Annotated in this window: 23 protein-coding genes; 16 read left to right on the forward strand and 7 right to left on the reverse strand. The window is 62.6% G+C overall.

Annotated features, from left to right (window positions below):
- The 7 genes from DYI22_RS14735 to DYI22_RS14765 all read left to right on the forward strand — a co-directional run.
- A partial coding sequence (locus DYI22_RS14735; protein WP_323132925.1) for a chemotaxis protein CheB occupies window positions 1-699 on the forward strand: 699 nt, incomplete at its 5' end.
- The gene (locus DYI22_RS14740; RefSeq protein WP_213478843.1) at window positions 699-1,439 is read left to right on the forward strand and encodes a flagellar motor protein; all 741 of its coding nucleotides are present in this window, start codon (window positions 699-701) and stop codon (window positions 1,437-1,439) included. The genes DYI22_RS14735 and DYI22_RS14740, both read left to right, overlap by 1 nt.
- 15 nt (window positions 1,440-1,454) lie before the next feature.
- Window positions 1,455-2,234 carry a flagellar motor protein MotD gene (gene motD / locus DYI22_RS14745; RefSeq protein WP_213478844.1) on the forward strand — a complete coding sequence of 260 codons (780 nt, stop codon included), beginning with the start codon at window positions 1,455-1,457 and terminating at the stop codon, window positions 2,232-2,234.
- Window positions 2,235-2,435: 201 nt separating this feature from the next.
- Entirely contained in the window at window positions 2,436-3,233 is a 798-nt protein-coding gene (locus DYI22_RS14750; RefSeq protein WP_213478845.1) for a ParA family protein, read from the forward strand.
- Window positions 3,226-4,026: a chemotaxis protein CheW gene (locus DYI22_RS14755; protein WP_213478846.1), complete on the forward strand. Its 801-nt coding sequence runs from the start codon at window positions 3,226-3,228 to the stop codon at window positions 4,024-4,026. The genes DYI22_RS14750 and DYI22_RS14755 overlap by 8 nt, the downstream gene beginning before the upstream one ends.
- Window positions 4,027-4,155: 129 nt before the next feature.
- Window positions 4,156-4,644, forward strand: a complete 489-nt coding sequence (locus DYI22_RS14760; protein WP_213478847.1) for a chemotaxis protein CheW — start codon at window positions 4,156-4,158, stop codon at window positions 4,642-4,644.
- Window positions 4,645-4,717: 73 nt separating this feature from the next.
- Entirely contained in the window at window positions 4,718-5,110 is a 393-nt protein-coding gene (locus DYI22_RS14765; protein ID WP_213478848.1) for a DUF2802 domain-containing protein, read from the forward strand.
- 31 nt (window positions 5,111-5,141) lie between these two features.
- On the opposite strand, the gene DYI22_RS14770 is transcribed toward DYI22_RS14765, so the two are convergent.
- Together DYI22_RS14770 and DYI22_RS14775 are read right to left on the reverse strand one after the other, a co-directional pair.
- The gene (locus tag DYI22_RS14770; RefSeq protein WP_213478849.1) at window positions 5,142-5,447 is read right to left on the reverse strand and encodes an EscU/YscU/HrcU family type III secretion system export apparatus switch protein; all 306 of its coding nucleotides are present in this window, start codon (window positions 5,445-5,447) and stop codon (window positions 5,142-5,144) included.
- Window positions 5,444-6,802, reverse strand: coding sequence for a flagellar hook-length control protein FliK (locus DYI22_RS14775; RefSeq protein ID WP_213478850.1), 1,359 nt, complete (start codon window positions 6,800-6,802; stop codon window positions 5,444-5,446). Before DYI22_RS14775 ends, DYI22_RS14770 begins: the two co-directional genes overlap by 4 nt.
- A 190-nt stretch (window positions 6,803-6,992) precedes the next feature.
- Between DYI22_RS14775 and ccmA the strand changes: the two genes are divergently transcribed.
- The 9 genes from ccmA to ccmI are packed head-to-tail and all read left to right on the forward strand — an operon-like array spanning window position 6,993 to window position 14,192.
- A complete protein-coding gene (gene ccmA / locus DYI22_RS14780) occupies window positions 6,993-7,625 on the forward strand; it encodes a cytochrome c biogenesis heme-transporting ATPase CcmA (RefSeq protein WP_213478851.1) in 633 nt (210 codons plus the stop codon).
- Window positions 7,615-8,340 (forward strand): heme exporter protein CcmB, encoded by a 726-nt coding sequence (ccmB, locus tag DYI22_RS14785; protein ID WP_213478852.1) that lies wholly within the window; start codon window positions 7,615-7,617, stop codon window positions 8,338-8,340. Before ccmA ends, ccmB begins: the two co-directional genes overlap by 11 nt.
- Before the next feature lie 19 nt (window positions 8,341-8,359).
- On the forward strand, window positions 8,360-9,103 hold the full coding sequence (ccmC, locus tag DYI22_RS14790) for a heme ABC transporter permease CcmC (protein ID WP_213478853.1): 744 nt from the start codon (window positions 8,360-8,362) through the stop codon (window positions 9,101-9,103).
- 4 nt (window positions 9,104-9,107) lie between these two features.
- On the forward strand, window positions 9,108-9,347 hold the full coding sequence (gene ccmD / locus DYI22_RS14795) for a heme exporter protein CcmD (RefSeq protein ID WP_213478854.1): 240 nt from the start codon (window positions 9,108-9,110) through the stop codon (window positions 9,345-9,347).
- A gap of 14 nt (window positions 9,348-9,361) precedes the next feature.
- The gene (ccmE, locus tag DYI22_RS14800; RefSeq protein ID WP_213478855.1) at window positions 9,362-9,835 is read left to right on the forward strand and encodes a cytochrome c maturation protein CcmE; all 474 of its coding nucleotides are present in this window, start codon (window positions 9,362-9,364) and stop codon (window positions 9,833-9,835) included.
- Window positions 9,836-9,869: 34 nt separating this feature from the next.
- Entirely contained in the window at window positions 9,870-11,867 is a 1,998-nt protein-coding gene (locus DYI22_RS14805) for a heme lyase CcmF/NrfE family subunit (protein WP_213478856.1), read from the forward strand.
- Window positions 11,864-12,400, forward strand: coding sequence for a DsbE family thiol:disulfide interchange protein (locus tag DYI22_RS14810; RefSeq protein ID WP_213478857.1), 537 nt, complete (start codon window positions 11,864-11,866; stop codon window positions 12,398-12,400). Before DYI22_RS14805 ends, DYI22_RS14810 begins: the two co-directional genes overlap by 4 nt.
- Window positions 12,400-12,882: a cytochrome c-type biogenesis protein gene (locus DYI22_RS14815; protein WP_213478858.1), complete on the forward strand. Its 483-nt coding sequence runs from the start codon at window positions 12,400-12,402 to the stop codon at window positions 12,880-12,882. Before DYI22_RS14810 ends, DYI22_RS14815 begins: the two co-directional genes overlap by 1 nt.
- 41 nt (window positions 12,883-12,923) lie before the next feature.
- On the forward strand, window positions 12,924-14,192 hold the full coding sequence (ccmI, locus tag DYI22_RS14820; RefSeq protein WP_213478859.1) for a c-type cytochrome biogenesis protein CcmI: 1,269 nt from the start codon (window positions 12,924-12,926) through the stop codon (window positions 14,190-14,192).
- A 13-nt stretch (window positions 14,193-14,205) separates the two neighbouring features.
- Here the strand turns inward: ccmI and DYI22_RS14825 are convergent, their stop codons facing one another.
- From DYI22_RS14825 to DYI22_RS14845, 5 genes are read right to left on the reverse strand one after another with little or no spacing between them, the layout of a single operon-like run.
- A complete protein-coding gene (locus DYI22_RS14825; protein ID WP_213478860.1) occupies window positions 14,206-15,948 on the reverse strand; it encodes a BatD family protein in 1,743 nt (580 codons plus the stop codon).
- The gene (locus DYI22_RS14830; RefSeq protein ID WP_323132926.1) at window positions 15,942-17,750 is read right to left on the reverse strand and encodes a vWA domain-containing protein; all 1,809 of its coding nucleotides are present in this window, start codon (window positions 17,748-17,750) and stop codon (window positions 15,942-15,944) included. The genes DYI22_RS14825 and DYI22_RS14830 overlap by 7 nt, the downstream gene beginning before the upstream one ends.
- Window positions 17,743-18,783: a vWA domain-containing protein gene (locus tag DYI22_RS14835; protein WP_213478862.1), complete on the reverse strand. Its 1,041-nt coding sequence runs from the start codon at window positions 18,781-18,783 to the stop codon at window positions 17,743-17,745. Before DYI22_RS14835 ends, DYI22_RS14830 begins: the two co-directional genes overlap by 8 nt.
- Entirely contained in the window at window positions 18,777-19,244 is a 468-nt protein-coding gene (locus DYI22_RS14840) for a DUF4381 domain-containing protein (RefSeq protein ID WP_228301061.1), read from the reverse strand. The genes DYI22_RS14835 and DYI22_RS14840 overlap by 7 nt, the downstream gene beginning before the upstream one ends.
- On the reverse strand, window positions 19,244-20,188 hold the full coding sequence (locus DYI22_RS14845; protein WP_213478863.1) for a DUF58 domain-containing protein: 945 nt from the start codon (window positions 20,186-20,188) through the stop codon (window positions 19,244-19,246). Before DYI22_RS14845 ends, DYI22_RS14840 begins: the two co-directional genes overlap by 1 nt.
- Window positions 20,189-20,199: the final 11 nt, after the last annotated feature.

The following is a 20,199-nucleotide window of genomic DNA, read 5'->3' on the forward strand; positions in this document are numbered from 1 at the left end:
CGCCGGGAGCCGCCCAAGCCCCCCAGCCGGGCCGGCCAGGCTAACGCCCCCGCATCGCGCACCGCCCAGCCTGCGGTGGCAGAACCCCCGGCGCCGTCGTCGCGGTCTTCGCGCCGTGGCCCTGCCAGGCGCTATGCCGTGGTAGGCATTGGCACCTCCACGGGTGGGCCGGTCGCACTGCAGCGGGTGTTGACGGCGCTGCCCGCCAGTTTTCCCGCGCCCATCGTGCTGGTGCAGCACATGCCGGCCAGCTTCACTCCGGCCTTCGCAGAGCGCCTCAACAAATTGTGCCAGATCGAAGTCCGTCAGGCGGAAGACGGCGACGTATTGCGGCCGGGGCTGGCGTTGCTTGCCCCCGGCGGCAAACAGATGATGATCGAGAATCGCAGCGGTCAGGCCCGGGTGCGTATTCTGCCGGGGGACGACCGGCTGAACTACAAACCCTGCGTGGATGTGACCTTCGGTTCCCTGGCCCGCAGCTATCCCGGCAAGACCCTGGGGGTGATTCTGACCGGCATGGGGGCGGACGGCAAAGAAGGTTGCCGGCTGATGAAGCAGAGCGGTTCGGTGATCTGGTCCCAGGATGAGAAATCCTCGGTGATCTACGGCATGCCCATGGCGGTCGCCAAGGCCGGGCTCTCGGACGAAGTGCTGGCGTTGAATGATATTGGTGCCCGGCTGGTGGAAGGGGTGAGCTGATGGATATTCTCAGTCTGCTGGGGATTATTCTCGCCTTTGCCGCCATCCTTGGCGGCAACCTCCTTGAAGGCGGGGCAGTCGGTTCACTGTTTAACGGGCCGGCGGCGCTGATTGTCATTGGCGGAACCCTGGCCGCCACTATCCTGCAAACCTCCTGGCCCTTGCTCAAGCGGGCGTTTGTGCAGGTTCGCTGGGTGTTCGTTCCACCCTACGTGAGCCTCGAAGACGGCATCGGCAAGGTCATCGACTGGAGCGTCAAGGCCCGCAAGCAGGGCTTGCTGGGGCTTGAGGGGCTGGCGGACAAGGAGCCTGAGCGTTTCGCCCGCAAAGGTCTGCAGTTGCTGGTGGATGGCGCGGAAACCGAAAGCATCCGCAGTATCCTGGAGGTGGATCTGGAATCCCGCGAGGACAGGGATCTGGAATCCGCGAAAGTGTTCGAGGCCATGGGCGGATACTCCCCGACCATCGGCATTATTGGCGCCGTAATGGGGCTGATTCAGGTGATGACCAATCTGGAAGATCCCCAGTCCCTTGGCAGCGGCATCGCTACTGCGTTTGTCGCCACCATCTACGGGGTGGCGCTGGCAAACCTGCTGTTTTTCCCGGTAGCCAACAAGATGCGGGGCATTGTTCGCCAGCGCACCCGTTACGAGGACATGATGATCGATGGCATCATCGCCATTGCCGACGGGGAAAACCCCAAATCCATAGAACTGCGGCTGCGGGGGTTTGTGCAGTGAGCCCCGGGTGGAACTATGCGACGTCGTAGGCAGCCCCAGGAGGACCTTCACAACAAGGAGCGGTGGCTGATCTCCTACGCTGATTTCATCACCCTGCTGTTCGCGTTCTTTGTGGTGATGTATTCGGTCTCCTCGGTCAACGAGGGCAAGTACAAGGTGCTGTCGGAAACCCTGACCGGCGTTTTCAACGCCCCCCAGCGGTCCTTTCAGCCCATTGAAGTGGGCGACCAGTCGCAGCGCGGAACGGCCGCCGCGACCGACGACGTCATATCCCCCGACATTGCCGAAACGGTCGACCCGGCACTCAGCGAGCAGGACCGGAGTGCCGAGCTGCGGACCATCGCCGATCAGCTGACGCTGGACTTTGACGAGCTGATCAGCCAGGGGGTGGTGTCGCTGGAGAGCAACAAGCGCTGGCTGGAACTGAACCTACCGGACAGCCTGCTGTTCAGCAGCGGCTCTGCCGAACCGCACTACGACGGTTTCGAGGTGGTCAAGAAGATCGCTGGCGTGCTCCGTAACCGTGACAATGCGGTCAAGGTGGAAGGCTTTACCGACAACCGGCCAATTCGCACCAGTGCCTATCCCTCCAACTGGGAGCTGTCGGCCGCCCGTGCCGCCGCGGTGGTGCGTATGCTGGCGATGGAAGGTGTCGAACCGGAGCGCCTGGCGGCGGTCGGTTACGGCCAGCACCAGCCGGTCGCCCGCAATGACACCGAAGAAGGTCGTCGCCGCAACCGGCGCGTGGTGTTACTGATCTCCCGGGACGCCAGCATCCGCGGAACCATGCGCTGAACTGGCTGAGTGGACAATCGCTGTGGTCGCTGCGTATTGGCGGATTGGCACGGTTTCTGTATTTATCCCCCTACACCGAATGTCCCGGCAAAGACTTGCCGGGCGGTATTCAAGTTGCTCCGGTCATGGCCGATACACTGGGATAGGGTCGGTGGCCTTGGGTTTCAGCAAGAGCAGGAACGATAGAGTGGAGAGCATAACGTGCGAATCTGGGCAGTAGCCAATCAGAAAGGCGGTGTCGGAAAAACCACTTCGGTGGTGGCGCTGGCCGGGTTGCTGGCGGAGCGGGGCAAGCGGGTGCTGGTGGTGGACCTGGATCCCCATGGGTCGCTGACCAGCTGGTTCGGATACGATCCGGACACTATTGCCCACAGTGTGTTTGATCTGTTTCAGCATCAAGGCAAGGTTCCTGAAGGTCTTGCCGCGCAGCTGGTAACCGAGACCAGCTGTGACGGCGTGTCGTTGCTGCCGGCCAGTACCGCGCTGGCGACGCTGGAGCGGCGGATGATCGGCGTCGAGGGTATGGGGCTGATCGTGTCCCGTGCGCTGGCCCAGCTCTGGGACGATTTCGATTATGTGATTCTCGATAACACCCCTTCGCTGGGCGTACTGATGGTGAACGCGCTGGCAGCTGCCCAGCACCTGGTCATCCCGGTACAGACGGAATTCCTTGCGATCAAGGGCCTTGAGCGCATGCTGCATACCCTGCAAATGGTTATGCGGTCGCAGAAGAACGAGCTGGCGTTCACCATCGTGCCGACGCTGTTCGATCGCCGCACCCAGGCCTCTACCAAGAGCCTGAATCTGCTGCGCAAAACGTATCCGGACACGTTATGGCGTTTCGCCATTCCGGTGGACACCAAGTTCCGCGATGCCAGCCAGGCAGGGTTGGTGCCCTCAGCAGTGGACAGCAGCACCCATGGTGTTCGCGCCTACAGCCGTCTGCTGGATGATCTGCTGGCCAACACTGGCGCCGGGCGGGAACAGAAATATGGCTGACGAGAATTTGACAAGGTTGGCGGATCCGGCCTCGGCGATCGCCAGCTACCTTGACGAACTGTTGCACACGGCGACCGACACCGCACGTCAGGAAGAGGCGGCGCCGGTCGTCGCCCGACCGGCCCCCGCGCCGGTGGCGGAAACCCGGGTGAGCCCTCTGGCGGAGGCGCAACCCGCTTCTGTTGCAGAACCTGAACCGGAACCAGTTCCGGCAGCGGAGCCGGCGATCCGTCAGTCAGAAAGGCTGCCGGAACGCGCTCTCGAGGTGGTGCCAGAAGCCGGGCAGCAAGCCACGCCGGAAGCCGACCCCGAGCGGAGCTCGTCCCGCCCTGACTGGTCAGAGCAGCCGTTCGAGTGTCTGATCTTTACCGTGGCCGGCCTGCAACTGGCGGTGCCACTGATTCTCCTCGGTGCCATCCATCGCATTGAAGAGGGCATCAAACCGATTCCTGGCAGCCCGCGATGGTATATGGGGATTCGCGCAGATCGGGATCACAACCTGCGGGTTGTCGACAGTGCCGAATGGATTATGGCCGGCCGGGTGCCTGCCAACGCGAGGGACAACTACCGCTTTGTGATCCGGTTGGATAACAGTGAGTGGGGCCTGGCCTGTGACGATGTGGCCCAGTCGTTCACCCTGAACCCGGAAGACGTGCGCTGGCGCACTGCGCGCAGCAAGCGGCCGTGGCTGGCCGGCACGGTGGTCAAGCAGATGTGTGCGTTGATTGATGTGCGCGCCATGGCGGATCTGTTGGTGCGAGCAGAGCGGGAGCATCACCTGGATCTGGGCTGATGCCGGGTTACTGAATGAAACCGTGCAGTGCTGGCACGGTTTGTGCCCTTAAATATAGTATTGGGCACTGATGATGATTTTTTGACGATCAGGTTGCCCGCCGGGCAGCCCAAGAGGAGAGACAACGCTATGGCATCCCCGAGCGGACAACAACATCAGGCCCAGGACGATCAGGTACTCCAGTACGTGACCTTCCGCCTGGATGATGAGACCTATGGTCTGAACGTCATGCAGATTCAGGAAGTGCTGAGGTACACCGAGATTGCGCCGGTTCCGGGTGCACCGGATTACGTGCTTGGCATCATCAATCTGCGGGGCAATGTGGTGACGGTGATCGACACTCGCCGCCGGTTCGGTCTTTCCGACTCGGAAGTGATGGACGCCACCCGCATTGTGGTGATGGAGTCGGCCAACCAGGTCATGGGCATTCTGGTGGATTCCGTGGCCGAAGTGGTTTATCTGAAAGCCAGTGAAATTGAAACCGCACCGAACGTGGGTAACGAGGAAAGCGCCAAGTTTATCCAGGGCGTGTGCAATAAGGATGGCGAACTGATCATTCTGGTCGAGTTCGACAAAATGTTGTCAGACCACGAGTGGGCTGAAATCGCGGCACTGTAATAACGGACCCAGGTCCGGTACAGGTCGGCACGATGGACGCCCCGGTGGTTAAACCAAGCTGAGGACGTTCATCATGTTTGCAGAATACGCTTCCCTGATCCCCTGGGTCCTGACGGTGACCGCCCTCGGGCTGATGGCCGTGCAGGCAGCCCTGTCGCAGCGCGAGATCCGACGCCTGCGTCACCAGCTCAAAGAGCGCTGTGACAGCCTGGGCCGTGAACTCCATGCCACCACCAGCGGCAGTATGGGGGTGGGGCAGCGCCTGGTCACCTGCGAGCGGCAGCTGCATGAGCTGCGCGCGACGCTGGACGAAATGCGCCAGAACGACCCCCTGAGAATTTCCTACGATGAAGCCTCGCGCCTGGTGGATCTGGGCGCCGATATTGATGACCTGATGAATACCTGCGGTATTTCCCGCCCTGAAGCCGAGCTGGTCTCGGCTCTGCGCCGGCGTCAGGCCGCCTGAGGGCAGTCCGGGCGGGCGCTGCCTGCCCGGCTTAACGCTCTGGCGGCGCCTTGCCCGCGTCCTCCGGTGTCTTGCCCTGCAGGTTGAAGGCGAACGCCAGAATTTCCGCGATCACCTGATAGAGGGTTTCAGGAATTTCCTCGTTCAGATCCAGCCGGGCCAGGATGCTCGCCAGTTCCGGGTTCTCGTAAAGCGGGACCTTGTGCTCCCGGGCGATCCGGATGATTTCCTCCGCAAGCTCATGGGTTCCCGTCGCGGCAATGGTGGGCGCGGATTTACCGTCGTATTTCAACGCCACTGCGGCGTTGGCGGTCGCTGAATGAGTGTGATTCTTCATGCCCGGGTATCCACCAGTCGATGCTCCAGCCGCGTCGTTGCTCCTTTCGGATTGCCCCTGCGACATTCCAGATCGGTCACTTCCAGGCCCAGATCAGAAAGACTTTGTCGCAATGTGGGCAGGCTCTGCTGAACCTGCGCCAGGGTGTGCTGTTTCTCCGCCCAGACACGGGCAGACACCTGCTGTTGCCGCAGCGCGACGTCAAAATGCACCGGGCCGGCGTCATCCAGATCCATGGCCAGGGTCAGCCGCCACTCGGTAGCACCGGCGGCCCTTTTTCCGCCGTTTTCCCCATCCTCGCCATCGTGTTCGATTCTCAGTTGGGCCAGGCGCGGTTCATTCTGGGGCGTGACCCAGGGCAGCTCCAGCAGCAGCGTGGCGACCGGCGCGGGAGCCTCGGCGGTGGTACGGGTCGACAGCACCTGGCTGTGCAACTGATTCACCGTGATGCGGTTCAGCATACCGGCCAGCAGTCGCAGCATCTGGCCCACGGTGGTCGGTTCTGCGCTGGTTTGCGGTGGCGGTGGTGCCAGCGCATTGGGGAATTGCAGGGGTGACTGGATCAGTTCCGGGGTGGCCAAGGGTGTCAGCCGGTTGAACTGTTCCGGGCCGCTACCCTGGTGTTCCAGCAGCGCGGTGACCAGTCGTGCCAGCGAGAGTTTCAGGTCCGGCAGCGCCGGGTCGCGGCTCTGGGTCAGTCGCGCCTCGGCGAACAGCCCGCTTTCGGCAATCCACTGGCGAACTTGCTGACTGGCAGTGGAGCCACCGTCGGGGCCAGCGAGCTGACTGCTGACGGGTAGCCGACCGATGAGTTGTTCGATGGCCTGGCGCACCGGCGCCGGCAAAGGCTGGAGCTGAACCGATGAGGGCAGGGCGGTACCGCTGTTATCGGGCCGCACCCCCTGGGTCAGACTGGCAAGGATGCGTCCCAGCCCGGCATCGAGGCTTTGCTGCCAGGGTAACCGCTGGGCCAGTGCGCGCGCGATGCCCGCTTCCTGGGCGGGAGCCAGCTTACCGAGCAACTGCAATTCATTGCCCGCGCGCATGACCTTGACCCAATCTCCGGTTTCCAGCGCGGTATCGCCGATGGCGGCCTGAATGGGCAGGGTCCGCCCGCGCACTTCCAGCAGTAACTGCGCGCCGGCGTCCGACTGACGGTTCAGTACCTCGGCAACCCGCGCCAGTACCGTCTGCCGGTTGCTCAACTGAAGCTGGTCCAGCTGCTGGCGTGCGGAGAGCCTGGCGGCGGCATCATTGGTTGACGTCGCCTGGGACGGCTGGCTGCCGGTTGCCGCGGGCTGTCGGGGCTGGTCGCCGGTGGATGGCGGTGTCAGGTTACCGTTTGGTAATTTCATCAGCGTTGATTTGATTCCGGACAAGAGTATTCAGGGCACGGTTTCGTTATAATACGCCGCGCTGGTTTCCATTGCCTGTGTGAAATGTCTGTCCCTCTCAATGCATATCAATGCATGTGCCGGGTGGGGCAGGCTTGAATGTTTGCAATGCCGGACATTATCCCGGCGTTGTGCAAGATCTGAGGCCCTGATGTCTGAGCCGTTATTACAGGCGGTCAATCTGCAGTGTGAACGCGACGACCGGATGCTGTTCCGGGATCTCTCTTTTTCCATACTGCCCGGTACGTTGACCCGTGTCGAGGGCCCCAATGGGTCCGGCAAGACGACCCTGTTGCGGATTCTGGCCGGGTTGAACGATGCCTGGAGCGGGCAACTGCTCTGGCTGGGCAAACCCCGCGCCCGCCGGCGTGAAGAGTTCCTCCATAACATGCTGTACCTGGGCCATCGCCCGGGTATCAAACCCCTGTTGACACCCGTGGAGAATCTCCGTGCGCTGATGGCCGGGCGAAAGGCTATGAGCGATGGGGTTTTGCTGAAGGCACTGGCAGGAACCGGGCTGGCCGGTTTCGAGGATGTGCCCTGCCGTCGCCTGTCAGCCGGCCAGCAACGCCGCGTAGCACTGGCACGGTTGCTGATTGCAGACGAACCGTTGTGGATTCTCGATGAGGTGTTCACCGCGATCGACATCGACGGGGTGACGGCGCTGGAGCACCTGCTGGTGCAGCGGGCCCGTGATGGTGGCGCTGTCGTGGTCACCACCCACCATGACCTGCAGCTGCCATCCATGCAGCGCATCTGTCTGGGAGGTGCTGATGGCCTTTGATGCACGGGCCGGCCTGCGCCCGGAGGCAGACGCGGTGAGTGTGTTCACTGCCATGAGGGTGGTGTTTGTGCGGGACCTCAGGGCGGCCTTTCGTCAGCGCCAGGACCTGCTCAATCCGCTGCTGTTTTTCGTTATGGTGGTCACGCTGTTTCCCCTGGGGGTCAGCCCGGAAGTGTCATTCCTGCAGCTGGCTGGCAGTGGCATTCTCTGGGTTGCCGCGCTGTTGTCTGTGTTGCTGTCCCTGGATCACCTGTTCCGCCACGATTTCGATGACGGCACCCTGGAGCAGTTGGTGCTGCAGCCGCAGCCCCTGTTCCTGCTGGTGCTGGCGAAAACCGCCGCCCATTGGGTATTGACGGGGCTGCCATTGATCCTGCTGGCGCCGCTGCTGGGGGTGATGGTGCACCTGGAGGGGAACTCTATTGCGGTTCTGTGTCTAACGCTGCTGATCGGGACGCCGGTGCTCAGTCTCATTGGCGCCATTGGCGCCGCGCTGACACTGGGGCTGAAGTCGGCGGGGGTGCTCTTGTCTCTGCTGATCATTCCGCTGTACATTCCGGTGCTGATTTTCGGCACGGGTACGGTGGCTGCAGCGGCGGAGGGCGCACCGGTGGGCGGCTACATTGCGCTGATGGGGGCGTTTCTGGTGCTGGCGATCACGCTGGCGCCCTTTGCGGCAGCGGCGGCACTGCGAATCAGTCTGTCCAACAGTTAACAGGTAAAAGGTAACCCTGATGTGGCAATTCTTTCATAAGCTGGGTTCGCCGAAGTGGTTCTTCGGTATTGCGAACCGGCTGATGCCCTGGCTGATGTGGGGCGGCGTGGTGCTGTTGTTCGCCGGTCTGATCTGGGGGCTGGCGTTTGCGCCCAAGGATTACCTGCAGGGGAACAGTTATCGCATCATCTTCATTCATGTGCCATCCGCATTCCTGGCGCAGTCCGTATACATCATGATGGCGGTGGCAGCGGTAGTAACCCTGGTGTGGCGCATGAAACTGGCAGATGTCTTCGTCAAGGCCGCGGCCCCTGTCGGCGCGGTGCTGACGTTCCTTGCCCTGTTCACCGGCGCAGTCTGGGGCAAGCCCACCTGGGGTACCTGGTGGATCTGGGATGCGCGGTTAACGTCCATGTTGATCCTGCTGTTTCTGTATTTCGGCGTTATTGCGCTGGGAGCGGCAATCTCCGATGAGAAATCGTCAGCCCGGGCGGTCGCGGTGCTGGTGTTGGTGGGGGTAGTGAATATACCGATCATCAAGTATTCCGTGGAGTGGTGGAATACCCTGCACCAGCCGGCGACGTTCAAATTGACCGAAAAACCGGCCATGCCCATGGAAATGTGGGTGCCGCTGTTGTTGTCCGTGCTGGGTCTGTACCTGATTTTTGGCTGGTTTGCCTGCCTGCGCATGCAAACCGAAATACTCGTTCGTGAACGTCGCACCCGCTGGGTAAAAGCATTGGTGCAGGCGGAGGAGAGCTGACCGGATGGCGTTTGATTCACTGACTGCATTCGTTGTCATGGAAGGCCACGGCCCCTATGTGTGGACCTGTTATGGGGTGTTTTTCCTACTGTTAGGCGCTCTGGTGTTCTGGTCCTTGCACCAGCGCCGACAGGTCATGGCGGCGCAGCGGCGCGAGCTGAGCCGCACAGGGCGTGACCAATCCTCTACCTCACGGCCAGTGGCGACCGCCAGCTTCAGCCGTGTCAACGATTCTCAAGACTGAATGGCAGGCAACCGATGCACCCTATCCGAAAAAAACGGCTGATTATCGTCCTCTTCTTACTGGCAGGGATCGCCGTTGCTGTGGGGCTGACCACCTACGCCCTGCGTCAGAACATCAACCTGTTCTATGACCCCAGCCAGATCGTAGCGGGTGAGGCGCCGGTGGATGTCAGAATCCGTGCCGGTGGGATGGTTGAAGAGGGATCGGTGCTGCGGGATCCGGAAAGCCTGAAGGTGGAGTTCAAGGTCACCGACTTCAACTCCTCTGTGCTGGTGGAGTATACCGGGATTCTGCCGGATCTGTTTGCCGAGGGGCAGGGCGTCGTGGCCATGGGGCGCATGACTGACAACGGCCGGTTTGTGGCGGATCAGGTGCTGGCCAAGCACGATGAAAATTACATGCCACCGGAAGTGGCCGAGGCGCTTGAGCGTGCCTCTGGCGGCAAGCACAAGGCCGTTGACGGCAATAGTACTGGCGCTGGCTACTGAGACATATTCTATTTTCTGATGTTGGAGAGGGCTGATGTATCCGGAACTCGGACAGTTCGCGCTGATACTGGCGCTGATGCTTGCAGTACTGCTTTCCGTGGTGCCGCTGGCAGGCACGGTCACCGGTCGTGACCATTTACAGGCGTTTGCACGCCCGCTGTCGGCGGGCCTGTTTGTGTTTATCGCGCTGGCGTTCGGGATTCTGACCTACGCGTTCCTGATCGACGATTTCTCGGTCGCCTATGTGGCCAACAACAGCAACAGCCTGCTGCCGTGGTACTACAAGTTCAGTGCCGTCTGGGGAGGCCATGAAGGCTCGCTGCTGTTGTGGATTCTGATGCTGGCGGGCTGGACCCTGGCGGTGGCGGTCTTCAGCCGCCGCCTGCCCGCGGTGATGATCGCCCAGGTGTTAGCGGTGATGGGCATGATCACCGTCGGTTTCCTGCTGTTCATCATCCTGACGTCCAATCCGTTTGATCGCATGCTGCCCAACGTACCGGCAGACGGTGCCGACCTGAACCCGCTGTTGCAGGACTTCGGGCTGATCGTTCACCCGCCGATGCTGTACATGGGGTATGTGGGCTTCTCGGTCGCGTTTGCGTTTGCCATTGCGGCGTTGATGAACGGCCGGCTCGATGCCGCCTGGGCCCGCTGGTCGCGGCCATGGACCACGGTAGCCTGGGCGTTCCTGTCACTGGGGATTGCGCTGGGCAGCTGGTGGGCCTATTACGAGCTGGGCTGGGGTGGCTGGTGGTTCTGGGATCCGGTGGAAAACGCCTCGTTGCTGCCCTGGTTGTCTGGTACGGCGCTGATGCATTCGCTGGCGGTCACTGAAAAGCGTGGCGTGTTCAAGAGCTGGACCGTGCTGTTGGCGATTGTCACGTTCTCACTCAGCCTGCTCGGCACCTTCCTGGTCCGGTCCGGCGTGCTGACGTCGGTGCATGCGTTTGCTTCTGACCCGGAGCGCGGCACTTTCCTTTTGGCGCTGTTGGCAATCACCGTCGTTTCCAGCCTGGTGCTCTATGCGTTCCGAGCGCCGGTGGTGCATGTGCGCGCCCGCTATGGCTCGCTGTCCCGCGAGATTTTCCTGCTCCTCAACAACGTACTGCTGGTGGCGGCCACGTTGCTGGTGATGATTGGCACGCTGTATCCGCTGGTGCTGGACTATCTGGACATGGGCCGGCTGTCGATCGGAGAGCCGTTCTTCAATACCACCTTCAGCCCGCTGGCCGTGGCGACCGGCCTGTTACTCGGCGCCGGTATCTTCTCCCGCTGGAAGAAGACCGACGGCGGCTGGCTGGGTCGCAAACTGCTGTGGCCACTGGCGGTCAGCCTGGTGGCGACGTCCGCGGTGATGGTGGTCTACGGTGGCTTCAAACCATGGGCGTTTGCTGGCTGCTTTGCCGCCGTGTGGGTGTCGGTGGCCACGTTCTGGGATCTGTGGGACAAATCCGCGTCGAGAAAAGGGCGTTGGCACGGTCTGAGACGCCAGTCCCGGAGCTATTACGGTATGGTGCTTGGTCATTTGGGCCTGGCCATTACGATGGCCGGAGCCACCGTGGTGTCTAATTACGGTATTGAGCGGGATGTGCGCATGTCTCCGGGTGATACCGCCATGGTTGGCGACTATCAGGTGGAGTTCATCGAGATAGGCGATCGACGAGGGCGTAATTTTACCGCCCAGTACGGCACCTTTCACGTCACCCTCGATGGTGAGCCGGTATCGGTTCTGCATCCAGAAAAGCGTCAGTACCTGGTGCAGCGCAACGTGATGACCGAGGCAGGCATAGACGGCGGACTGTTCCGCGACGTCTTTGTCGCCGTCGGCGAGCGCATCAGCGACGATGCCTGGGCGATTCGCCTGCAATACAAGCCGCTGGTGCGCTGGTTGTGGCTGGGCTCCCTGTTCATGGCCGCGGGCGGTTTCCTGGCCATTGCCGATCGCCGCTACCGTGTGCGTGACAAGGTTGTAGCGCCTGCAGCGGCCAGCACCGTGCCCCCGCGTGGTGACACGGCGGAGGCAATGTCATGAAGCGTATGTTCCTGTTCATTCCCTTGATTCTGGTGGTGGTACTGGGTGTTGTGCTCTTTGCCGGGATTGGCAAGGACCCCAACCGGCTGGATTCGGCGCTGGTCGGCAAGTCGGTGCCTGCGTTCTCACTGTCTGAGCTGGGCAACGCGGAAGCGCAACTGGATGCCGCGGTGTTCGAAGGCGAGGTGTCGCTGCTGAACGTGTGGGGCACCTGGTGCCCGGCCTGCCGCGATGAACACGACGACCTGCTGCGGCTGGCGGAAGACAAAGGCGTGAGGATCATCGGGCTGAACTACAAAGACAACCGCGATGACGCATTAACGTGGCTGACGCGTCTGGGCAATCCCTACGAGGTGACCATCTACGACCCTCGCGGCACCCTGGGTTTTGACCTGGGCGTTTACGGCGCGCCGGAAACCTACGTGATCGACGCCGACGGTATCGTGCGCTACCGCCACGTGGGTGTGGTCAATGAAAAGGTCTGGAAGCAGGACCTTGAACCCATTATGAAACGCTACCGGGAGGGTGCCTGATGGGCAGGCGGATTGCTATGTGGGTGCTGGCTTTGATGCTCCCTCTGCAACTGGCGGCGGATGAAGCCAATGTGCAGGGTTTCGACAGCCTGCAGGAGGAGCAGCGCTATCGCGAGCTGATTTCGGAGCTGCGCTGCCCCAAGTGCCAGAATCAGAACATCGCGGATTCCAACGCACCGATTTCCCGGGACATGCGCGATGCGGTCTACCGTATGATGCAGGACGGGGCCTCTGATGACGATATCGTCGGTGCCCTGGTTGATCGTTTCGGGGAGTTCGTACGCTACAACCCCGAGTTGGACCGCCGCACCGTTTTGCTGTGGGCAACGCCGGCCATTGCGGTGGGTACAGGCCTGCTGGTGGTGGCCGGTATTGTGATTCGTTCCCGCCGGCGAGGCGAGCAGAGCGCTGAATTGACCGCCGAGGAGCGGTCTCGCGTGGATCAATTGCTTGCCGATGAAGACCGGGACCCAAGGTCCTGAACTGACATTCCCATTCCCCGTGGATAGATTACGACTCACTTATGACTGACACGTTGTTCTGGATACTTGCCGCCGCGCTGATTTGTCTGGCGCTGGCTTTCGTCATTTGGCCTTTGTTCTCGCACCGGGCTGACGCCCGCGCCCAACTGGATTTACGCAATCAGAATCTGATGGCCTACCGTTCCCGCATGAAGGAGCTGGATAACGAATATCAGGCCGGAATCCTGGATGAGGAAAACTATCGTCAACTGCGGGAAGAACTGGCGGGAAGCATGCTTGACGATGTACCGGACGCTGACAAGGGCATCGTGAATAAGCCCGGACGTCGCAGCGCCGTGGTGATCACACTGGTGAGTCTGGCTATTGTTCCCGCGGCGGCGGTTTATCTCTACCAGCAGTGGGGCGCAATGGAAGAGGTCGCCCAGTATCGTGCCATGCAGGAAATGACCGCGGCGGAGGGCGACCGGGCCGAACAGATGGCGGCATTGACAGCGCAGCTAAGGGCGCGGCTTGAGGATAAGCCGCAGAACACCGAAGGCTGGGCCATGCTGGGGCGTAGCTACATGCGTCTGGAACAGTTCGCAGATGCGGCCTGGGCCTTTGAGCAGCTGGCCAGTCAGATTGACGACGATAACCAGGCCAGGGCCACTGCCTGGGGACTGTCTGCCCAGGCGCTGTTCTTCAACAGCCAGGGCGAGATGAGTGAGGAGGTTCGTGGTGCGATCGAAAACGCGCGGGCGCTGAATCCGGACGAGGTGAACGCGTTGGGGCTGCTGGGTATTTCCGCTTTCAGTGCGGGCAACTATCAGCAAGCCATCCGCTTCTGGGAGCGCATCGTCGAAGTGGCTCCGGATCACCCCCAACTGGCCTCAATCCGTAATGGCATCAGCGAGGCCTACCAGCGGCTGGGGCAGGAGCCGCCGCAACCGGAGACAGCGCAGGCGTCAGGCCCTGGTGTGACGGTTCGGGTTGAACTGTCCAGCGCCTTCGCAGGACAGGTCCCGGATGACACCACGCTGTTCCTGTTCGCCCGCAGTACCGACCGCCAGAACCGGGTGCCCCTGGCGGTGGCCCGCCTGACCGCGGCCGACCTGCCGGTGGATGTGCGCCTGGATGATCGCTTTACCATGTCGCCCGACAACCGCCTCTCTGACGTCTCGGAAGTGGCGCTGGTGGCGCGGCTGTCGCGTTCCGGCAACGCCATGGCGCAGGCGGGGGACTGGCAGGGCGAGCTGGACGAACCGGTTGCCGTGTCCGAAAGCCAGGATGTGGCCGCCACCCTGGTCATTGACCAGCAGTTGCGCAACTGACCTGAGGTTTCAGTCAGGGGCGGCTGGCCAGGGCCTCCGGGTAAAGTGGCGGCAGGCTTTCCTCACTTTTTGACAACCCGTGGGGGCGCTGGCTGCGAACCCGCTTCAGTGCCCCGATCAACGCCTCGCCATCCCAGCGACGGTCGTGGTGTTCGGGTTTGCCGAACAGTCTTTGCTGCAGCTCCGCCAGGGTCTGATTCAGCGCCGGATCCCGCAGATGGGTAGTCACTTCCGCTACGCTGTCGAACGAGGTGCCCTCAAAGCGGCGGTTCGCCCACTGGGGCAGGAGTCTCAGGGTGTCGGATGAGCCCGCTCCGGCCGCTTTCAGCAGGCGGTCAAACAGCGCCTTCTCGCCCTCATCGTCAGAATCATTGCGCTCCTGGCCGGCAGGCGGGCGTCGTCGGGCGCGCCACCACAACCCGATGGTGATTAGCCAGGCAATGGCGAGTGTCAGGCTTAACAGTTGCCAGAAGTCCGATCCTTCGCTCGCTCCGTCGCCTGGCTGACCGCTGTTGTCAGCCGCGGTTTCCGGCGGTTCACTCGCCTGGGGAGGCACGGTGGCGGCCTGGCCCGGCTGGCCAGCCACCGCCAGTGTTCTGGCCGGTATCACCGCCACTTTCTGCTCGTCTGCGGCGGTGTCCCACCAGGGAATGCGGATTTCCGGCAACACCAGTTCGCCGGCCTGCACGGGTACCAGCGCGGTGGTCTGGGTCAGGTTTGCGACCAGCCCGTCGGCGGTGCTGTCCGTTGTGCGCTGGGCCGTTTCCGGGTAGGTGCGGATGCCCGGGATCTCCATGCCGGCGAACGGCGGCAGCGTTTCCGCGGGTAAACCGTCCGCCTGCAGCGACAGGGTGCGGGTCAGGTTCTGACCGGTGGCCAGAGATTGGCCCGAGGCCAGGCCGGATTCAGTCAGTGTCAGTTGGCTGGCCGGTAGCCAGGTGTCGCCGGTGAACCCGGCCGGTATGGCTTTAACGGGGATGGTAAACAGGTCTTCGCTGTCCCGCAGGAACTTCAGTTGCCCGTCCGGTGTGCGGGCGCGACCTTCAAAGCGAATGGTGTTGAGGCTGAATTCACCCGGTTGCTGGGGGTAGATGGCGTAGCGGCGCTCCACCACCCGGAAGCGGACACCGTCACGGTAACGGCTGTATTCGCGCTGTTTGCCCAGGCTTTCAATGATGGCGTCCGGATGCTCAGGTTCGGACAGCTCGCCACGGATCAGGTTGCCACTGAAGAACAGTTTGATGGTCAGAACCAGCTGTTCCTGCACGTAGACTTCGTCCTTGTCAGTCGCCAGTTCGATGAAGGTGTCGCGGCTCGCTTCGGTGTCCCGGTCGGGCGGGGTGCCGCTGATCACCTCGATCGTTACCGGGTCGGAAGTGGCTTGCTGGAACGACAGCGCAGGGATGGTCAGCTCGCCGGTGGATTTTGGCGCCAGCTGATAGGTCCAGGTGATTTCGCCAATCATCTCGTTGTTAACAGTGCGGATGCTGTAGCGCTGATTGCGCGCCAGAATCTCGAAATTCTCCTCCACTTTCTCGATATCCGGCGAGGGCAGGCTGGAGATGTCCAGATCGAACAGGTTGCCGAGGTTGATGTCGATCTTCATGCTGCCCCGGACATTCAGTGTCAGCACTTCACCCTCGTAGAGCGTCGTGCGGTCGGGCTCGACCGTCAGATCGTTGGCAGCCAGGGTGGGCCAGGCCAGTGAGCACAGCATCACTATCAGAAAGAGTGGAGTCGCAAGCTGTTTCACCATGGGGTGTCACCCTCGTCGGATTGAGTATCACGTTGCTGGTACTGTTGCAGAAATTTCCGCCGCAACAAGCCACCGGGGTCATCGGGGATTCGCCTCAGCCATTGCTCCTGGCCCTGTGTCAGTGGCGATTCGGAGATCTCAGCCGGGGCCGCCTGGGCCTGGCCGGACTTGCCGGTCCCGGCACCGGGTTGTTGTCCGGATGACGCTGTGGATTCCTGTTGTTCTGTCTGATTGCCCTGGCCGCCCGGCTGATTCTGTTGGCCGCCGGCCTGTTCACTGCCTTGATTGCCTTGTTGAGTGCCCTGCTGGCCGTTTTGATCCTGCGAATCGTCAGAGGCATTACTGCTCTGGGAATTCTGACTGTTCTGGCTGTTATTACTGCCGTTCCGGGAGTCAGAGTTGTCCGGGTTGCCGCTGTCTCCGGACTGGTTGTCGGCCTGTTGCTGCTTCAGCATCTGCTCGACAATGCGGCGGTTGACGCGGGCATCCTCTAGCCCCGGTTGGGCGGCGAGCGCTTCGTCATAGGCGGCCAGCGCCTCCTGAAGTTTGCCGGCGTGAGCCAGGGCATTACCACGATTGTAGTGCGCCCGCGGGGTATCCGCGCGGGCAAAGGATTCGGCGGCCGCTTCGTATTCCTCGTTACGGTATTGGGCGCTGCCCCGCCATTCCGGGCTGTTCAGTTGGCGGACGGCGTTTCCCGGATCCGTGGCGATCAGTTGCGGGGCGCGCTGATCCTCGCGTGCCCAAAGCTCGTCCCAGCTCAGGGCCATGGCCGGCCGCGGCGCCAGTGGTAGCAGGGTGAAAAGCGCCAACGCCAGCGCACCCCGGCGCCAGCCAATCAACAGCAGAGGCAGGGCCAGCCACAACAACCAGTAGCCGTCGTCCTGGAAGCGGTTTACCGTCAGTTCCCGCTCACTCTCCTGCCAGTCGCCGGAATCTTCAGGGCGCAGACTCAGGTTGGTGATGTCGGTGTCGTCGAGGGTCAGGTGGTGGCTGCGTCCGCCATTGTCTCGGGCCAGTTTCTGTAGCGCCGACGGGCTCGCCTTGGCCATCACGACGCGACCGTTTTCACGGATAAATCCCCGTTTGGGGAGAGGGATGGGGCCGCCTTCCGCGGTACCCACCACCAGGGTGCTCAGCGGGAACCGGCTGCCTTGCAGGAGATTGGAAATACGGTCCTGATACCGGTCACTGACGTTGTCGGTAATCAGCAGTATGCGGCCGCTTCCCGGCGCGCCCTGCTGCAGCAGCTGCAGCGCCCGCTGTATGCCCAGGTCGGCGCGGTTGCCCGCCGCGGGCATGATCACCGGGTCGAGTACGCCCAGCATGCCAGTGATGGTGTTGCGGTCATCTGTCAGCGGGCTGACCGCGTGGGCGTCTGCGGCGAACACCACCAAGGCGGTCAGGCTGCCTTCCCGTGCCTCGAGAATGTCGCGGATCTTGCGTTTTGCCAGGGTCAGCCGGTCCGGTTCCACGTCGGTTGCCAGCATCGACAGTGACAGGTCCAGCACCACCACCAGGCTGTCGTTCTGTTGCTGCAGGGGCGTTGGAATCTGCCGCCACGCCGGCCCGGCCAGGGCAATCGCCAGCACCAGCAGGCCTGCTCCGGCAGCCAGAAACGGGGTCCGGCTGTGCCCACCGGTTTGCCCGTGCCGACTGATCACCGGCCGCAGCAGTGCGTCCGGGATGATGCGCGACCAGCCACTGTCACTCTGTCGCGCCTTGCGGTAAATCAGCGGCAGAACCGGAATCACCAGTGCCAGCAGCAACCAGAGGGGGCGCAGGAAATGGAAATCAGCCACGGCCGAACCTCCTTTGTGGACGCTCATCGAGGGCGCCAGGGCGACGCTTTCCGGCCAGGCGGATCAGCTTCAACGCCTGCAGCAACAACCAGAGGCCGACCGCACCGGCGGCGGGCCAGACGAACAGGTCGGTGACCGGACGGTAGTGCTTGCCCTCGAGTTCAATGGGTTCGAGCCGGTCAATGCTCTCATAGATCAGCTCCAGCTCCGGCAGGCTGCGGGCGCGAAAGTATTCTCCACCAGTCTGCTCGGCCATGCGCTGCAGCAACGCTTCGTCGAGGTCCCGCGACGGATTGACCTGGCGGGAGCCCAATAGTCCCCGTTGAATCATCGACTCGGCGCCAATGCCGATGGTGTACAGGCGTACCCCGGTGGCTTTGGCGATCTCGGTGGCTTTGTCCGGGGTGATCTCGCCGGCGGTGTTGGCGCCATCGGTCAGCAGGATGACCACGCGCTGGTCCTGCGGGCGGTCCCGCAGGCGTTTGACCGCCAGGCCGATGGCATCGCCAATGGCGGTGGCCCGGCCCGCCATGCCGATACCGGATTCGTTCAGTAACGTGCGCACGGTGGCAAGATCAAAGGTCAGCGGCGCCTGAATGTAAGGCTCGGTGCCGAAAAGCAGCAGGCCGAGGCGGTCACCCTGCCGGCGTTGGATAAAGTCATCCACAACCCGCTTCACCGCCTGCAATCGGTTAATGCCGCGGCCTTGAATTACCATGTCCTGTTCGTCCATGCTGGGGGAAATGTCCACCGCCAGCAGCAGGTCACGCCCACTCACCGGCATCTGCACCGGTTCTCCCACGTGTTGCGGCCGGGCGGCGGCGACCACCAGCAGCAGCCATGACAGCAGTAGCATCAGGGCCTGCCACCACGCCAGCCGGCTGCCGCTGCGACTGACGCCGGGAAGGTCCGATAACCAGTGACCCACCGGCAAGACCGGTGCGTCCACGGAATGCCCCGACCGTTTGCCGAGCCGCATCAGCAACGGAACCAGCGCCAGCAGCAGCACCCAGGGATAGGCAAGATTCAGCATGCCTGCCCCCCCAGCCACTCACGTGCGAAGGCCAGTGCCTTCTGCGGATCGGCGGATGTGTCGGGCTGCCAGCTGCTGTTGACCATGGCCTCGACGAGGGGGCGCGAGGCGATCCGGTCCCGCGGGCTGGTTTTCAGCAGGAAGTCCGCCCACTGCTGGCCGCTGAGCGCTTCCGGGTGGTGGTGCGGGTAACGGGTGCGGGCGCACTGTTTCAACAGCGCGTTGAGGTCTGCAAACCATCGCGGGTCGGCGTGGTGAGTGCGCGCCAGGTGTTCCAGTTCCCGACGCGCCACCCGCAGCCAGCGATTCTTCCGGCGCCGGCGGCGTACCAGCATGATCACCGCAACGATGGCGACCAGCACGAGCGCCAGCAGAACCCACCAGCCGGGCGCGGGCGGCCAGAAACCACCGGTCTCGGGCAGGTGAATGTCGCGAAGTTGATCCAGTGGGTTCTGTTCCATCAGCCGATCCTCCCCCGCGGCCCCAGCAGGGACTGCAACACAAAGGCGGGCTCGTCGCCGGTCATCACCGTGGCCGGGCGCACGCCGGAGGTCCGGAAACAGTCGGCCAGTGCCGCTTCATGATGCTGCACCTTGTCCTGCCAGGCCTGCTGGAATCTCGGGTTGCCGGCATCAAACCACACTGGGCCCTCGTCCCCGGCTACCGCGAAACGTCCGCTGTCAGGCAGGTGCAATTCCAGGGGATCGGCCACGCGCAGGGCGCTGACCGAATTGTGTTTCGCCAGGGCCCCGAGCAATTGCGCGCTGTCGGCGGTGATGTTCAGAAAATCACTGATGACAAAAATCCGGCTGCCGGTGTGGGCCACACGCCGGGCCTCTTTCAGCGCCGTATTCAGGTCTGCCGTCGGCGAGGCGAATGTGGTTTGCGTCGCACGTTCTGCGCCCGGCGCCTTCTGCAACTTTGCCAGGGTGTCGAGCAGTTGTAACACCGATTTCTTGCGCCGGGCCGGGCGCTGCACGGTCAGATCGCCGCCGTTGAAGACAATGCCGCCGACCTGATCGCCCGCCCATAATGCCAGCCAGGACAGGATGCCGGTCAGCTGGGCGCTGCGCACCTGTTTGTAGGCGCCTGTGCTGGCAAAGAACAGGCTGGGCCCGAGGTCGCATAACAGCAATACCGGTCTTTCCCGTTCTTCTTCGTAAAGTTTGGTGTGAGGCGATTGCCGCCGTGCCGTCACCCGCCAGTCTATGCTGCGAATGTCGTCGCCGGGCTGATACTGGCGCACTTCCGCGAATGCCATGCCGCGGCCCCGGCGTGGCGAACGCTGTAAGCCCGCCTGCTGACTTCGCACGGGGCGCGCCGCCGGCAGTTTCAGCGCCCGCGCATCCGCCTGGAGGCGAATCAGCGCGGGGAGGTCGATATGGGTGGCGTGGGACGCTGGCATGGGTGATTCTG

It is taken from the genome of Marinobacter lipolyticus (assembly GCF_018424605.1).
Taxonomy (GTDB): domain Bacteria; phylum Pseudomonadota; class Gammaproteobacteria; order Pseudomonadales; family Oleiphilaceae; genus Marinobacter; species Marinobacter lipolyticus_B.

Bases quoted from the DNA above. Each gene is read 5' to 3' on its own strand.
- DYI22_RS14740 (WP_213478843.1), top strand. From the start codon at position 699: ATGGATATTCTCAGTCTGCTGGGGATTATTCTCGCCTTTGCCGCCATC.
- motD (WP_213478844.1), top strand. From the start codon at position 1,455: ATGCGACGTCGTAGGCAGCCCCAGGAGGACCTTCACAACAAGGAGCGG.
- DYI22_RS14755 (WP_213478846.1), top strand. From the start codon at position 3,226: ATGGCTGACGAGAATTTGACAAGGTTGGCGGATCCGGCCTCGGCGATC.
- DYI22_RS14760 (WP_213478847.1), top strand. From the start codon at position 4,156: ATGGCATCCCCGAGCGGACAACAACATCAGGCCCAGGACGATCAGGTA.
- DYI22_RS14765 (WP_213478848.1), top strand. From the start codon at position 4,718: ATGTTTGCAGAATACGCTTCCCTGATCCCCTGGGTCCTGACGGTGACC.
- DYI22_RS14770 (WP_213478849.1), bottom strand. From the start codon at position 5,447: ATGAAGAATCACACTCATTCAGCGACCGCCAACGCCGCAGTGGCGTTG.
- DYI22_RS14775 (WP_213478850.1), bottom strand. From the start codon at position 6,802: ATGAAATTACCAAACGGTAACCTGACACCGCCATCCACCGGCGACCAG.
- ccmA (WP_213478851.1), top strand. From the start codon at position 6,993: ATGTCTGAGCCGTTATTACAGGCGGTCAATCTGCAGTGTGAACGCGAC.
- ccmB (WP_213478852.1), top strand. From the start codon at position 7,615: ATGGCCTTTGATGCACGGGCCGGCCTGCGCCCGGAGGCAGACGCGGTG.
- ccmC (WP_213478853.1), top strand. From the start codon at position 8,360: ATGTGGCAATTCTTTCATAAGCTGGGTTCGCCGAAGTGGTTCTTCGGT.
- ccmD (WP_213478854.1), top strand. From the start codon at position 9,108: ATGGCGTTTGATTCACTGACTGCATTCGTTGTCATGGAAGGCCACGGC.
- ccmE (WP_213478855.1), top strand. From the start codon at position 9,362: ATGCACCCTATCCGAAAAAAACGGCTGATTATCGTCCTCTTCTTACTG.
- DYI22_RS14805 (WP_213478856.1), top strand. From the start codon at position 9,870: ATGTATCCGGAACTCGGACAGTTCGCGCTGATACTGGCGCTGATGCTT.
- DYI22_RS14810 (WP_213478857.1), top strand. From the start codon at position 11,864: ATGAAGCGTATGTTCCTGTTCATTCCCTTGATTCTGGTGGTGGTACTG.
- DYI22_RS14815 (WP_213478858.1), top strand. From the start codon at position 12,400: ATGGGCAGGCGGATTGCTATGTGGGTGCTGGCTTTGATGCTCCCTCTG.
- ccmI (WP_213478859.1), top strand. From the start codon at position 12,924: ATGACTGACACGTTGTTCTGGATACTTGCCGCCGCGCTGATTTGTCTG.
- DYI22_RS14825 (WP_213478860.1), bottom strand. From the start codon at position 15,948: ATGGTGAAACAGCTTGCGACTCCACTCTTTCTGATAGTGATGCTGTGC.
- DYI22_RS14835 (WP_213478862.1), bottom strand. From the start codon at position 18,783: ATGCTGAATCTTGCCTATCCCTGGGTGCTGCTGCTGGCGCTGGTTCCG.
- DYI22_RS14840 (WP_228301061.1), bottom strand. From the start codon at position 19,244: ATGGAACAGAACCCACTGGATCAACTTCGCGACATTCACCTGCCCGAG.
- DYI22_RS14845 (WP_213478863.1), bottom strand. From the start codon at position 20,188: ATGCCAGCGTCCCACGCCACCCATATCGACCTCCCCGCGCTGATTCGC.